The sequence below is a fragment of the Vreelandella massiliensis genome (assembly GCF_900155385.1).
Lineage (GTDB): Bacteria > Pseudomonadota > Gammaproteobacteria > Pseudomonadales > Halomonadaceae > Vreelandella > Vreelandella massiliensis.
The window spans coordinates 1,165,275-1,178,385 of record NZ_LT699745.1 but is presented as its reverse complement, the minus strand read 5'-3'; the positions used below and the strand labels follow the sequence as shown (position 1 = coordinate 1,178,385).

Annotated in this window: 13 protein-coding genes; 1 reads left to right on the top strand and 12 read right to left on the bottom strand. The window is 60.6% G+C overall.

Annotated features, from left to right (window positions below; genetic code table 11):
• Positions 1–48: 48 nt before the first annotated feature.
• The 12 genes from BQ9846_RS10160 to ffh all read right to left on the bottom strand — a co-directional run bounded on the left by BQ9846_RS10160 (position 49) and on the right by ffh (position 12,016).
• A complete protein-coding gene (locus BQ9846_RS10160) occupies positions 49–918 on the bottom strand; it encodes an Rpn family recombination-promoting nuclease/putative transposase (protein ID WP_075880852.1) in 870 nt (289 codons plus the stop codon).
• A gap of 170 nt (positions 919–1,088) precedes the next feature.
• Complete coding sequence (locus tag BQ9846_RS10155; protein WP_075880851.1) at positions 1,089–1,721, bottom strand: YitT family protein; 633 nt, start codon at positions 1,719–1,721, stop codon at positions 1,089–1,091.
• Positions 1,722–1,760: 39 nt separating this feature from the next.
• Positions 1,761–3,560 (bottom strand): single-stranded-DNA-specific exonuclease RecJ, encoded by a 1,800-nt coding sequence (locus BQ9846_RS10150; RefSeq protein ID WP_075880850.1) that lies wholly within the window; start codon positions 3,558–3,560, stop codon positions 1,761–1,763.
• A gap of 10 nt (positions 3,561–3,570) precedes the next feature.
• Complete coding sequence (gene thrC, locus BQ9846_RS10145; protein ID WP_075880849.1) at positions 3,571–4,959, bottom strand: threonine synthase; 1,389 nt, start codon at positions 4,957–4,959, stop codon at positions 3,571–3,573.
• A gap of 14 nt (positions 4,960–4,973) precedes the next feature.
• Positions 4,974–6,290 carry a homoserine dehydrogenase gene (locus tag BQ9846_RS10140; RefSeq protein WP_075880848.1) on the bottom strand — a complete coding sequence of 439 codons (1,317 nt, stop codon included), beginning with the start codon at positions 6,288–6,290 and terminating at the stop codon, positions 4,974–4,976.
• A 106-nt stretch (positions 6,291–6,396) separates the two neighbouring features.
• Positions 6,397–7,143 carry a DsbC family protein gene (locus BQ9846_RS10135; RefSeq protein WP_075880847.1) on the bottom strand — a complete coding sequence of 249 codons (747 nt, stop codon included), beginning with the start codon at positions 7,141–7,143 and terminating at the stop codon, positions 6,397–6,399.
• A gap of 3 nt (positions 7,144–7,146) precedes the next feature.
• Positions 7,147–8,028, bottom strand: a complete 882-nt coding sequence (xerD, locus tag BQ9846_RS10130) for a site-specific tyrosine recombinase XerD (protein ID WP_075880846.1) — start codon at positions 8,026–8,028, stop codon at positions 7,147–7,149.
• A 165-nt stretch (positions 8,029–8,193) separates the two neighbouring features.
• On the bottom strand, positions 8,194–8,550 hold the full coding sequence (rplS, locus tag BQ9846_RS10125; protein WP_075880845.1) for a 50S ribosomal protein L19: 357 nt from the start codon (positions 8,548–8,550) through the stop codon (positions 8,194–8,196).
• A 195-nt stretch (positions 8,551–8,745) separates the two neighbouring features.
• Positions 8,746–9,516 (bottom strand): tRNA (guanosine(37)-N1)-methyltransferase TrmD, encoded by a 771-nt coding sequence (gene trmD, locus BQ9846_RS10120; RefSeq protein ID WP_075880844.1) that lies wholly within the window; start codon positions 9,514–9,516, stop codon positions 8,746–8,748.
• 14 nt (positions 9,517–9,530) lie between these two features.
• On the bottom strand, positions 9,531–10,076 hold the full coding sequence (rimM, locus tag BQ9846_RS10115) for a ribosome maturation factor RimM (RefSeq protein ID WP_075880843.1): 546 nt from the start codon (positions 10,074–10,076) through the stop codon (positions 9,531–9,533).
• A gap of 45 nt (positions 10,077–10,121) precedes the next feature.
• Positions 10,122–10,370: a 30S ribosomal protein S16 gene (gene rpsP, locus BQ9846_RS10110; RefSeq protein WP_075880842.1), complete on the bottom strand. Its 249-nt coding sequence runs from the start codon at positions 10,368–10,370 to the stop codon at positions 10,122–10,124.
• A gap of 227 nt (positions 10,371–10,597) precedes the next feature.
• A complete protein-coding gene (gene ffh / locus BQ9846_RS10105; RefSeq protein WP_075880841.1) occupies positions 10,598–12,016 on the bottom strand; it encodes a signal recognition particle protein in 1,419 nt (472 codons plus the stop codon).
• A gap of 228 nt (positions 12,017–12,244) precedes the next feature.
• Here ffh and BQ9846_RS10100 point away from each other — a divergent pair, with 228 nt between their 5' ends.
• The gene (locus BQ9846_RS10100) at positions 12,245–13,042 is read left to right on the top strand and encodes a cytochrome C assembly family protein (protein WP_075880840.1); all 798 of its coding nucleotides are present in this window, start codon (positions 12,245–12,247) and stop codon (positions 13,040–13,042) included.
• Positions 13,043–13,111 lie beyond the last annotated feature (69 nt).

Sequence of the window (13,111 nt, the reverse complement as noted above, 5' to 3'; positions counted from 1 at the left end):
TTTGAGGCGTCCTCGTGGAGGCCGATGACGTGCCGCCGGGGGTTAGGGTTAGTGCTTGAACAGCTCATCAAGGGAGTTGGCGGTTAAGATATGCTCCCCCCAAACATCAAGTTGCTCAGGAGTCGCCGCATTGAGCCGCTTCTGCACCCACTCAGGAAGCTCACCAAACTTTATTTTCATTTGCTTGGTAAGCAAATGGGCCTCGCCTTCTCGCCTAGCATCGTTCAAAAAAGATACTTCGTCTCTCAGCGCCCGTTCGCGCACAAAGGCCAGACGACGGGTTTCCTCGTCGGCACTGAGCTCGCGGATGCGGCTCATCGCACGTTTAACCGGTTCGTGGGAAACATTGGCCATGGTGAGTTCCTCCTGCCAGTGCTTGAAGAAAGTGATCCAGGCGCGTAATGGACCCTCTGGCAAGCTCAGGCGGTCCGCCTTGTTCAGTTCGATCAGGTTCATCTGCAAAACGTTTCCGAGCGAAATATGGGGCTGGCGTTCATCGCGCATCTCAAACCGCCAGATCGCTTGCTCGCGCTCGGCAGCGGTTTCCGTGAACAGGTCGAAGTCCAGTAGGTGCAGGCCCACCGAGGCGCGCAACTCTTCGTAGTCCTCCCCGGCACTGAGCTGATTGCCCAGCGTGCGGGTCAGATAAAACAGACCCCGTTTGTGCCAGGCTCCGTAACGGCGTACCTGAACTTCAATATTGTAGCAGTTCCCTTCGCCATCACGGGCGAGCACGTCGAGGATGATGTACTTGCCGGTGAGTTCGGTTGGCTCAATGTTGGGGTTGATGATTTCAACGGAGGTAATATCAGGCAAATCTGGGCGCAGATCATTGATCAGATCCACCAGCAAATCCGGGGCTTCGGCAAACAGCCGCTTGAAAACATAGTCGTTGGTAGGATCGAGTAATTCGCTCATGGGCCATTCCTCATGCAGTACCGGCACTTTAGCACGGGACCACTGCACGGTTTCACCATGGCACTGAAAAACGCTAACCCTCTGATTTAATGGCGGCAATGGAGATGGCACCCTCGATCCCAACGCCGCTCTCTTCGAGATCAAAAACAGCCTTAACTCACTTCGATCCTTCAACTCACCCCAATATAACGCCCTGGCTTATGGTTCAGGGCGATAATCAGATTAAGCGTCAGCGCGCCGAGTACCGAATAGCCAACGCGATCCAGCGGCAGCTGGGTGAGCGCGGCGAGCAGAATCAAACCGTCGATGCCGAGCTGCACATAGCCGGCGCGCAGGCCGTGGCGGTCTTGCAGGTAGAGCGCGAGGATATTAATACCACCGAGGCTTGTGCGGTGGCGAAATAGCATCAGCATGCCGATGCCCATCAGCGCGCCCCCCATGATCGCGGCGTAGAGCGTCGGCACTGCTTCAAAGCGCACCCAGTGTTGGGTCAGCTCGGCAAACAGCGACACCAGCCCAATGGCCGCGAACGTGCGCAGCGTGAAACTCCAGCCCATGCGCTTGATGGCGAGATAATAAAACGGCAGGTTAATGGCGAAAAACCACACGCCAAAGCCCCAGCCGGTGGCGTAATTGAGTAGCAGCGCCATCCCGGCGGTGCTGCCGGTCAACAGTACCGCCTGGGTATAAAACGTCACGCCCAGCGCGACAAACAGCGTGCCCAGCAGCATCGCCATGACATCTTCATGGGGTTTATGGGGATAGGGTTTGTGTAAGTCGTCGGGAAGATCTTCCACACGCATGGCGGTGCCCTTGGGTTATGAGTTTTACGTTAACGCTTTTTACGTTAAAGGACGGGCGTGCTCGACCATCAACTGCAGCGACTCACGCCCTCGCCAGCGGTTGCGATTGAGCTTATACGCACAGTGCAGCGTATCGCCGACCTGAAATGCCGGCAGCTCGCCGGGGGTTAGCGCACGAAACCAGATCGCCTTGCAGGTGACCGGCCCCATGGAAAGTTCCAGCATCAAGTGCGTGCCATCTGCTCCCACCGGGCGCAGCGCCTCGACGATAAAACGCCCCTCGAAAAGCGGTGGGTCAAACTCGCGACCGTAAGGACCGAGCGTTTCGACCTCGCTAAGGGTGGCAAGCGTCAGCTGCGCACTGGAAAGCTCGCCGTCGGTCCAGAGCCTTGGGTAGAGCGGCGTATCGCCGAGCTGCTCGCCGACGGCTTGTAAAAACGCCGCCTTGAACGCATCCAGCTGCTCGCGGGGCACGCCCACGCCCGCCGCGCCGCTGTGGCCGCCAAAGCGCGGCAGCGCTTCGGGTGCTAGCTCATGCGCCCGCTGCAACGCATCGCGCAGGTGCAGGCCCTCAATCGAGCGGCCGGAGCCGGTCAACATCCCTGGCTGCTGCGCGGGCGTCAGCACCAGCGCCGGGCGACCATAAGCCTGCACCAGGCGCGAGGCCACGATGCCTTGCACGCCCGGATGGCCCTCTTCAAGCAGCACCACGATAGCGGGCGAGTTCTCGGTCAGGTCACCGGCGGCGAGTGCCCGGGCTTCTTCGGCCATATCGGCCTCGATCGCCTTGCGCGACTGGTTGTCCTCGTCCAGCACGTTGAGCTGGCGCGTCGCCACGCCATCGCTTTCGGCGAGCATATAGTGCAGCGCGGCGTAGGGGTCATCGAGCCGCGAACGCGCGTTGATGCGCGGCCCCATCTGAAACGCTAGGGTTTCAGCGTTGAAGGGCACGCTATCGGTGCCAAGGCGGGTGGCCATCGCGCGCCAGCAGGCGGCGTCCATGCGGTTGATCAGGGTAAGGCCGTGACTCACCACCGCGCGATTCGCGGGGCTCCCCCCGAGCGAGACACAGTCCGCCACGGTGCCCAGCGCCACGTAAGAGAGCCACGGCGAAAGCTTCGGCGTGGCCTCGGGCAGTATACCCCACTCGATCAGCACGCTGCGCGCCAGCGACATTAAAAGCCATGCCACCATGCAGCCGGCGATGGTTTTATCCGGGTAGGCGCAGTCACTGCGCGTAGGGTTGACGCAGGCAAACGCTGAAGGCGGCGGGCCTTCCAACGGCAAGGCGTGGTGATCGCTCACTACCACATCGATACCTGCCGCTTTCATCCGCGCAATACGCGGCTCATCGGAGCTTCCGCAGTCGGCGGTGATCACAAGGCTTGGTTTGGGCGCAAGCGCCAGGGTGCGCTCCACCAGCGGCAAACTGATGCCATAGCCATCAAAAATGCGGTGACCAATCAGGCTATGGAGCTGACTCTCGGGCACGCCGAAAAGCTCGACCAGCGTGCGCCGGATCACCACGTGGGAGGTGATACCGTCCACGTCGTAGTCGGTGAGAATACCGATCGGCTCGCCCTCGGCTACCGCCTGAGCAATGCGCTCGGCGGCGGCGCGGCCATCTTTGAGCTTCTCGGGGTGGGCAAGGTAGCGCAAGCTGGGTGATACCAGCGGCGCAAGCGCGCCTTGATAGCCGGGTAGCCTTGAGGCGAGCAGTCGCGCCTGAAGCTCGCTGAGCCCTTCAGCCTGAGCACGGGCATAGAGGGCCTCGTCGCGGGGACGAGGCTCTAGGCGCGGCTGGGTCACGCTAAGGGGTAGGTCGATCAACGCACTCATAGCGCCCCGGTTAGCGCCGGTTTTCGGCGACGAACTGCTGCACCGCGGAAAGCTTTGCCGGCAGCACGCTGTAGCGCTCTTCGCGCTCGAGTAGGTCATCCATGTGCGTGGGCAGCGGCACACCGGGAAAGCCTGCCTTGACCACGGCTTCGGCGAATTTCGCCGGGTGCGCGGTCGCAAGCGTGATAACCGGCGTGGACTGATCAGCGCGAGCTCGCTCGGCGGCGCGGTAACCGGTGGCGGTATGCGGGTCGAGGAGTTCACCGGTGCGGTGGTGCGCCTCGCGGATCACTTCCAGAATCGTCGCGTCATCCACGCTGTGGCTAGCGAACTTCTCGCGCAGCTTGGCAAGCGGCGCCTCGGCCAGCGCCGTGGGCGCCTGCTGAAAGCGCTCCAAAAGCGCCGCCACCGCCGCGCCGTCGCGCTCATAGGCATCAAACAGCAAGCGCTCGAAGTTGGAGGAGACCACGATATCCATCGACGGTGCCAGGGTCGCGGCCAGCTCCTGCTTGGAGAAGTCGTTCGCCGCCAACGTGCGGTGGAGAATGTCGTTGGCGTTGGTGGCGATAATGAACTGCTTCACCGGCAAGCCCATTTTATAAGCCATGTAGCCGGCAAAGACGTTGCCAAAGTTCGCCGAGGGCACGCAGAAGCTCACTTCGCGCTTGGGCGCGCCAAGTGCCACACCCGCGGCCACGTAGTAAACGATCTGAGCCATGATGCGCGCCCAGTTGATCGAGTTCACCGCCACCAGGCGCGTGCCGTTCAAGAATGTCTGATCGGCGAAGCTCGCCTTGACCATCGCCTGGGCGTCGTCAAAATTGCCCTCGATGGCGATATTGAAGACGTTATTGGCGAGCACGGTGGTCATCTGGCGACGCTGCACTTCAGAGACGCGGTTGTGCGGATGCAGGATAAAAATATCCAAGTTGTCGCAGTGGCGACACCCTTCGATTGCCGCCGACCCGGTATCCCCTGAGGTGGCCCCCATGATCACCGCGCGCTCGCCGCGCTTTTGCAAAAAGTGATCGAGGATGCGCCCCAAAAGCTGCAGCGCGACGTCCTTGAACGCCAGCGTCGGGCCGTGGAACTGCTCAAGCAAAAAGTGGTTGGCGTCGAGCTGCTTCAGCGGCACCACGGCATCGTGGTTGAAGGTGGCGTAAGCGTCGCGCACCAGCTCGCGGAACGTGGCGTCGTCGATTTCGCCGTTCACAAAGGGCTTCATCACGCGAAAGGCGATCTCGGCGTAGGACAGCCCCGCCATGTCGGCAAGCTCGGCGTGGGAGAACGCAGGCAGCGTTTCGGGCACATAGAGGCCGCCGTCGCTTGCCATCCCCGTGAGCACCACCTCTTCAAACGACAGCGCGGGCGCCTGTCCGCGTGTACTGATATAACGCATGGCGTATGCTCCTTTTATTCGCCTTCGTCCAGGCTTTCGACGCGGATGCGGGTGACGGGGCCGGCAATATCGGCCATGGACTCGATTTCACGAATCGCGTCGTTCATCTGCTTCTCTTTGGTGCGGTGGGTCATCAGAATGATCGGCACCAACTCGCCTTCCGTGGCCTCTTTTTGGATCAGCGCTTCAATCGAGATGCCCTGCTCGGAGAGAATCGTCGCCACCCGTGCCAAAACACCCGGGCGGTCGACCGCCAGCAGGCGCAGGTAGTAGGCGGTGGTGATCTCCTCCATGGGCATGATCGGCAGGGCGTTGGCGCTTTGGCCCACGCCGCTAAAGGCCAGATACGGCACGCGATAGTGGTGGTCGGTGGCGATATCACGGGCCACGTCGAGCAGATCGGCCACCACCGCTGAAGCGGTGGGCTCAGCACCGGCGCCGGCACCGTAGTAAAGCGTTGGCCCCACGGCATCGCCCATCACTTCAATGGCGTTTTTGACCCCGTGTACGTTAGCGAGAAGGCGCTCTTTGGGGATCAGCGTCGGGTGGACGCGTAGCTCAAGCCCGGCTTCGGTGCGCTTGGAGATGCCTAGGTGTTTGATGATGTAACCGAGGTTATCCGCCTGTTCAACGTCCTCGGCGGTAATGCGCGCAATGCCTTCGGTAAAGGCTTTATCAAACTGCAGTGGTACGCCGTAAGCGATGGAGGCGAGAATCGTCAGCTTGTGCGCGGCGTCGATCCCTTCGACATCAAAGGTCGGATCGGATTCGGCGTAGCCGAGTGCCTGTGCTTCGGCGAGCACGTCCTCGAAAGCGCGGCCTTCGTCGCGCATGTGGGTAAGAATGTAGTTGCCGGTACCGTTAATGATACCCGCGACCCACTCAATGCGGTTGGCCCCGAGGCCTTCACGCAGCGACTTGATCACCGGAATACCGCCGGCCACCGCCGCTTCAAACGCCACGATCACGCCTTTCTCATGGGCGGCCTGGAAGATTTCGTTACCGTGAACCGCGATCAGCGCCTTGTTGGCGGTGACCACGTGCTTGCCGTTTTCGATCGCGGTCAGCACCAGCTCGCGAGCGACGTCGTAGCCGCCAATCAGTTCGACGATAACGTCGATATCGGGGTTGCGCGCCACTTCAAATACATCAGTAGTGGCTTTAATACCGGTGATGTCGCAATCAGGGTGGATGCTGCGGTGCGCTACCTGCTCAATGACAATGGGGCGCCCCGCACGGCGGGCGATATCGTCCGCGTTACGCGTCAACACGTTGAAGGTACCGCCACCGACCGTACCCAGCCCACAGATGCCTACTCTCACCGGTTTCAAAATAGATCCCCTCTCAATATCGCACTTGAATGTGTGCACGCAAACGTGCCTGTCTCAGCGTTAACAATGGTTAAAAAAACGTTATCTGGCCTGGCGTCTCGCCGGCTTACTGTTCATCCAGCCCCAGCATGGCGGCCAGGCGCTCTGGCGGTACAAAGCCGGGCACCATTTGCCCATCGGGCAGAATAATCGCTGGCGTGCCCTCCACGCCGACTTGCAAACCTAAATCGTACTGCGATGCTACCGGATTATCGCAGCTGGCGCTGCCTGAAAGCGACTCACCCTCTTTAGCCGCGGTCATCGCCTCGCTAGGATTATCGGCGCACCAAACCTGCTGCATCACCCTCGCCGCTTCGCTCTGCATCCCGGCGCGGGGGAAGGCCAAATAGTGGACGGCGATCCCACGTTCATTGAGTTCCGGCACGGTTTCGTGCAGTCGCGAGCAGTAAGGGCAGCTAGTGTCGGTAAAGACCGTTACCGTCGCTTTGGGCGCCTGCATCCCGCGAAAAATCACCCGCTCGCTTTCCGGCACGCTCTCCAGCGCCGCGACACGCTCTTGGTTACGCGCCTGCTCGGTGAGATTGATAAGCCCCTGCTCGCTGTTTGCATACAGATCGCCCACCACAAAGTGGCTGCCGTCGGCATTGGAGTAAAACGATTCGCCGCTGGTCAGGCGCACCTGATAAATGCCGTCGAGCGGTGTGGCGGTCACCTCCTCCACCGGCATGGCTTGGCCGTTGACGCTTAGCGACTGCGCCAATGTCTTGGGCACCTCCTGGGCTAACGCTGTCGCGGCAAACGTCATGGAAAGAGCGGCGGCGAGCGCCAGCGGCAGAAAGGGGGTACGGCGCATGGTCTAACCTCGTGGGTGGTGATGGGCGTGCAGGCTCTCTAGCCGGGCCTGCGCCACATGGGTATAAATTTGTGTCGTGGAAAGGTCGCTATGACCTAACAGCAGCTGTACGACCCGCAAATTGGCCCCGTGATTCAATAAATGGGTAGCGAAGGCGTGGCGCAGCGTGTGCGGCGAGAGCGGCTTGGTGATACCCGCCGTCACCGCGTGCGCCTTGATCCGGTGCCAAAATGTCTGCCGGGTCATGGGCTTGTCACCACGCCCGGGGAAGAGCGCCGGGCGCATCGGGTCTTTCATCATCTCATTGCGCGCGGTGCGTAAGTAGCGCTCAAGCCAATCCGCCGCTTCGTCGCCAAGCGGCACCAGCCGGTCTTTATCGCCCTTGCCGCGCACCCGTACGACCCCTTGGCGCAGGTTGAGCGCATCAAGGGTCAAGCTTACAAGCTCAGAGACACGCAGGCCACAGGCGTATAGAAGCTCGAGCATGGCCCGGTCGCGCACGCCCATGGCCGTGGTAGTGTCCGGCGCACTCAGCAAGCGCTCCACCTCGTCCTCATCAAGGGTATGCGGCAGCCCCGGCTGCACACGGGGAAGCCGGATGGTCGCGAGCGGGTCACGCTCGACGTGGCCATTCAAGCGCCCCCAGCGATAGAAGCTGCGCAAACTCGAAAGAAGCCGCGCATTGCTACGTAGTTGATACCCCTGCCCGCGCCGCGCGTCGAACCAGGTGCTTAACATGCCATCCGGCGGCGCGGTTAACTCAGCGTCCTGCTGTGCCAAATACGCGCACCACGCGTTTAAATCACGCCGATAGGCCGCTAGCGTATGCTCACTGGCGCCGCGCTCAAGCCAGAGGCTATCCAGAAAGGCGTCAATGAGGTCCATAGGCAAGCGGTCTCGCAGTAAACGGCAACTGGGGTAAAGACAGTGGTTAAAGACAGTAGTTAAAAATAGTTAATAGCGACAAACAAAACCCCGCCCCGCAAAGCGGTGACGGGGTTTTGCAACCAGGCGCGCCGCTTAGCGGCAACGCCTGGGGTAAAGCCTGACTTACGCCAGCTTTTCCTTGATACGCGCCGACTTACCGCTGCGCTCACGCAGATAGTAGAGCTTGGCTTGACGCACGTCACCGCGACGCTTGACCTCGATAGAGTCAACCAGCGGGCTGTACGTCTGGAAGGTACGCTCAACGCCCACACCGTGGGAAATTTTACGCACGGTGAACGCGGAGTTCAGGCCACGGTTACGCTTACCGATAACCACGCCTTCAAACGCCTGCAGACGCTCGCGGTTACCTTCCTTCACTTTCACCTGAACGACAATGGTGTCGCCCGGGGCAAAAGCCGGAATTTCCTTGCTCATTTGCTCGGCTTCAAGCGCCTGGATCACCTTGTTTTTACTACTCATCATCTCACTCCTAAAATAACTTGTGGCTTAACCGCTCAGCTTTGGAAGGCGGAAGCCGTGATCCCGGCGCTCGAAACGAGCCACGCGGGAGTCGTTATGGGTGACACAGGTGCGCGGCTTTTACACGCGTACTTGCCTTCGCCCTGCACCGCCGCCCTAGCCTACCTAGCCCCGTGAATCCTGGGCACTCACTACTTAGCAGTCTGAGTCAGTAGACCGAGCGTCCTCCTCGATGAACTCATCCAACAGCGTGCGCTGCTCGGGGCTCAACGTACGCCCTTCAAGCAGATCCGGACGCCGCTGCCATGTGCGCCCCAGCGATTGCTTCAATCGCCAGCGCCGGATTGCCGCATGGTTGCCGCTTAGGAGAACGTCCGGCACGTGTCGCCCGTCGATCACTTCCGGGCGGGTATAGTGCGGACAGTCCAACAAGCCGTCGTTAAACGAGTCCTCGATGGCGGAGTCCTGATGCCCTAACACGCCGGGTACCAGCCTTGCCGCCGCGTCAATCAGCACCATTGCCGGCAGCTCGCCGCCGCTTAGCACATAGTCGCCAATTGACCACTCTTCATCAATGTCATGTTCGACCACACGCTCGTCGATGCCTTCGTAGCGTCCGGCCACCACCACCAGCGGGCTTGCGCTGGCAAGAGCCTGTACACCGCGTTGATCCAACTTACGCCCTTGCGGGGAGAGATAGATCACTTTCGGCGTTTTCCCGGTGGCTTCAACGGCGCGCTTGCGCGCATCCGCGATCGCGCAGCGCAGTGTGTCGACTTTCATCAGCATGCCGGGGCCGCCACCGTAGGGGCGATCGTCGACGCTGCGATGACGGTCGGTGGCGTAGTCGCGTGGGTTCCAGAACTCTAGCGCGATACGCTCCCGCTCCACCGCTCGACCGGTAACCCCATGACGGGTCAACGCATCGAACATCTCAGGAAACAGCGATACCACACCGATCCACATGGCGGGCGATTCACTCAAAACGCGGGATCCCAGTCCACGACCATGCGCTGCGTGTCCATATCCACGTCGATAATCACATCGCCGGGTAGAAACGGCAGCAAGCGCTCGCGCTTGTCGATCGCATCCCCATCGCCGCGTACCACCATGACATCGTTGGCGCCGGTTTCGAACAGGTAGTTAACCCGCCCTAACCGTTCGCCGGCCTGAGTGAAGACGTCCAGGCCTTCAAGCTCATGCCAATAGTACTCATCGTCGGAAAGCGCGGGCAGCGCCTCTTTCGGCATTAAAATATCCGCGTGCGCCAGGGCTTCTGCCGCGTCGCGGTCATTCACGCCTTCAAGCTGAACCACCAAGCCTTTGCCTTGCCGACGCCCCTGAGTCACGGAATAGCGCGAAAGCGTTTCGCCATTGCGCACCCACCACTCGGGGTAATCAAAAATACTGTCGATGGGACTCGTGTAGGCATACACCTTAAGCCAACCTTTCACCCCATAGGGGCTGGTTAACTTGCCAAGTACCACATGCGTGTCGTCTGTTTGATGGCTAGCAAAACGCGTCATTGACGACCTCGGTTCGACAGCACAGGCCATAAGACCACAACGATCTTAGGCTTGCTTGCGGGCTTCTTTGACCAACTCAGCAACGCGGCCGGAGAGCTGCGCGCCGTGGCTCTGCCAGTGAGCAACGCGGTCGAGATCAACGCGCAGACGCTCTTCCTGACCACGGGCTACCGGGTTGAAAAAGCCAATGCGCTCGATGAAACGACCATCGCGAGCATTGCGCGAGTCAGTCACGGTCAAGTGGTAGAAGGGACGCTTTTTGGCGCCACCACGTGCCAAACGAATGGTAACCATACGATAACTATCCTTCGGTTGAGGTTACGAGAGAGCCAAACCATGAGCGATTTAGGCCTCTGTCGACGATACAAAATCGTGTTTTTAGGCCCTCATAACGCAGCCGGCGGCGCCATACTGACGCACCCCCTACGCATGAAGAGGCCGCATTCTACGCAAATGCGCCCACTTTGGAAAGCCTGAGCGCATGAAATCCGCTATCCACTTGGGCTGCGCGAATAGCGCTTTTAGCGACGCGGGAAGCCACCCGGGCCACCCATTCCTCCCATACCGCCGGGGCCACCGGGCCCGCCAGGACCTCCGCCGCCCATCATGCCGGACATACCGCGCATCATTTTCTGCATGCCGCCTTTTTTGCCGGCTTTCTTCATCATCTTCTGCATCTGCTTATGCTGCTTGAGCAGGCGATTAAGATCTGGCACCTGCAAGCCAGCACCGTTGGCGATGCGGCGCTTGCGCGAGCCGTTGATGATTTCCGGCTTGTGGCGCTCTTTGGGCGTCATCGAATTGATCAGCGCTTCAAGCTTGGCCAGCTCTTTCTCAGGGCCGGGGCCTTGCGCCATCTCAGCCATTTGCCCCATGCCCGGCAGCTTGGCCATCAGGCCGCCCATGCCGCCCATTTTCTTGAGCTGCTGAAGCTGATCGCGGAAGTCTTCCAGGTCGAAGCCATCGCCCTTCTTGACCTTTTTGGCCAGCTTTTCCGCTTTGGACTTATCGACGGTGCGCTCGGCTTCCTCGATCAGCGAGAGCATATCGCCCATACCGAGGATGCGCGAGGCCACGCGATCGGGGTGGAAGGGCTCGAGTGCATCGACCTTCTCGCCCACGCCCATGAACTTGATCGGTTTGCCAGTGACATGACGCACCGATAGCGCCGCACCGCCGCGCGCATCGCCGTCGGCCTTGGTCAAAATCACACCGGTCAGCGGCAGCGCTTCGTGGAACGCTTTGGCGGTATTGACCGCGTCCTGGCCGGTCATGGCGTCCACCACGAACAGCGTCTCGGAGGGCGACACGGCCTGGTGCAGCGCCTGGATCTCGGCCATCATCGCTTCATCAATGGCCAGGCGCCCCGCCGTATCGACCAGCACCACGTCGTGGAACTGTATCTTGGCGTGTTTGATCGCGGCATTGGCAATGTCGACCGGCTTTTGATCCGAGCGCGAGGGGAAGAAATCCACCTCGACCTCTTTCGCCAGCGTCTCCAGCTGATCAATCGCCGCCGGACGGTAGACGTCGGCTGACACCACCAGCACTTTTTTCTTTTCGCGCTCGCGCAAGTAGCGCGCCAGCTTCGCCACCGAGGTGGTTTTACCCGCGCCTTGCAAGCCCGCCATCAGCACCACGGCGGGCGAGCCTTTGAGGTTCAACGCCTCATTGGCCTCGCCCATGGTGACTTCCAGCTCTTGCTGGACGATTTTGACGAACTGCTGGCCCGGCGACAGGCTTTTCGAGACCTCTTGCCCCACCGCGCGCTCGCGCACCCGCTCGATAAAGTCTTTCACCACCGGCAGCGCGACATCTGCTTCCAACAGCGCGCGGCGCACTTCGCGCAGGGTGTCTTTGATATTGTCATCGGTCAGGCGCGCCTGACCCTTGATCGACTTCAGCGTCTGCGAAAGACGCTCGCTTAGATTCTGAAACATGGGGCCTCTCTGCCTCCGTCGTGGTCACAAGGCGCACGCGCCGCGGACATGAATGGACGCGATTATACGCCCTGGCGCGGCGAGTCTCCATGGGTGGCGGCTCTTCGTGCCGAAACAGAGCGCGAATGGCGCTGAGCGTCTGTGCGCGACGCGAAGGATTGGTTATAGTAGTGGCGTCTTTTCACGACACGTTCTCATTAACACGCTTAACAGCGTACGGATAGCATCATGCAGGCGCTCCCTTTCGCCACGATGGCTTTTGTTCTTTATATCGCCGCTGGAACCTGGCAGGGCATGGCACTGCTGCGCCGCGTGCCGCCTCGGCCAGGGATGGTTCGCGTCATCGCGGCGCTGGGCCTACTGCTGCATATCCCCATGGTGATCAAGCTGCTGGGGCAATCCCCTGGCTTTTTGCCCGGCTTCACCACCAGCGCCACGCTTTTCATGGCGGTCGCCGTTAACGTGGTGCTTGTCGCCAGCCTGTTTAAACCGGTCCTTAACGCCGGCGTGGTGCTCTTTCCACTGGCGGGCATTGTGCTGATCACGGCAGCGGGGCTGCCAAACCAAGGCAGTGAAACCGGGCTGACACCGGGCATTTTACTCCACGCCATTAGCTCGGCTTTGGCCTTTGCCCTGCTCGCCATTGCCGCGGTTCAAGCCGTACTCGTGGGGCTACAGAACCAGGCGCTGCGCCATCACCATATTCGCGGCATTGTGCAGTCGCTGCCGCCGCTCACCACCATGGAGCGGGTGCTGTTTGAACTGGTGTGGGCGGGCGTCATACTGCTGACGCTCTCCATCGCCAGCGGCTTTCTCTTTTTGGATAACCTCTTCGCCCAGCACTTGGCGCATAAGACCGTACTGTCGATGATCGCCTGGCTGGTGTTCACCACGCTTCTGGTGGGCCGTTACCGCTTCGGCTGGCGCGGCATGCGCGCGGTCAAGTGGACACTCGCGGGCTGCGGCTTTCTCATCCTGGCGTATTTTGGCAGCAAGTTCGTGCTGGAAATACTGCTCCACCGTTAGGCCGAACCGTGTCTGCATCTGACCATCGTTGCCTTGACACACGCCGCCCTAACTTCTGAAAATCGAGCT

What these genes read in the sequence shown, in the direction of transcription:
- rplS (WP_075880845.1), bottom strand. Translation starts at nt 8,550, where the DNA reads ATGAGTAGTAAAAACAAGGTGATCCAGGCGCTTGAAGCCGAGCAAATG.
- trmD (WP_075880844.1), bottom strand. Translation starts at nt 9,516, where the DNA reads ATGTGGATCGGTGTGGTATCGCTGTTTCCTGAGATGTTCGATGCGTTG.
- BQ9846_RS10155 (WP_075880851.1), bottom strand. Translation starts at nt 1,721, where the DNA reads ATGCGTGTGGAAGATCTTCCCGACGACTTACACAAACCCTATCCCCAT.
- rimM (WP_075880843.1), bottom strand. Translation starts at nt 10,076, where the DNA reads ATGACGCGTTTTGCTAGCCATCAAACAGACGACACGCATGTGGTACTT.
- BQ9846_RS10150 (WP_075880850.1), bottom strand. Translation starts at nt 3,560, where the DNA reads ATGAGTGCGTTGATCGACCTACCCCTTAGCGTGACCCAGCCGCGCCTA.
- thrC (WP_075880849.1), bottom strand. Translation starts at nt 4,959, where the DNA reads ATGCGTTATATCAGTACACGCGGACAGGCGCCCGCGCTGTCGTTTGAA.
- BQ9846_RS10160 (WP_075880852.1), bottom strand. Translation starts at nt 918, where the DNA reads ATGAGCGAATTACTCGATCCTACCAACGACTATGTTTTCAAGCGGCTG.
- xerD (WP_075880846.1), bottom strand. Translation starts at nt 8,028, where the DNA reads ATGGACCTCATTGACGCCTTTCTGGATAGCCTCTGGCTTGAGCGCGGC.
- BQ9846_RS10100 (WP_075880840.1), top strand. Translation starts at nt 12,245, where the DNA reads ATGCAGGCGCTCCCTTTCGCCACGATGGCTTTTGTTCTTTATATCGCC.
- rpsP (WP_075880842.1), bottom strand. Translation starts at nt 10,370, where the DNA reads ATGGTTACCATTCGTTTGGCACGTGGTGGCGCCAAAAAGCGTCCCTTC.
- ffh (WP_075880841.1), bottom strand. Translation starts at nt 12,016, where the DNA reads ATGTTTCAGAATCTAAGCGAGCGTCTTTCGCAGACGCTGAAGTCGATC.
- BQ9846_RS10135 (WP_075880847.1), bottom strand. Translation starts at nt 7,143, where the DNA reads ATGCGCCGTACCCCCTTTCTGCCGCTGGCGCTCGCCGCCGCTCTTTCC.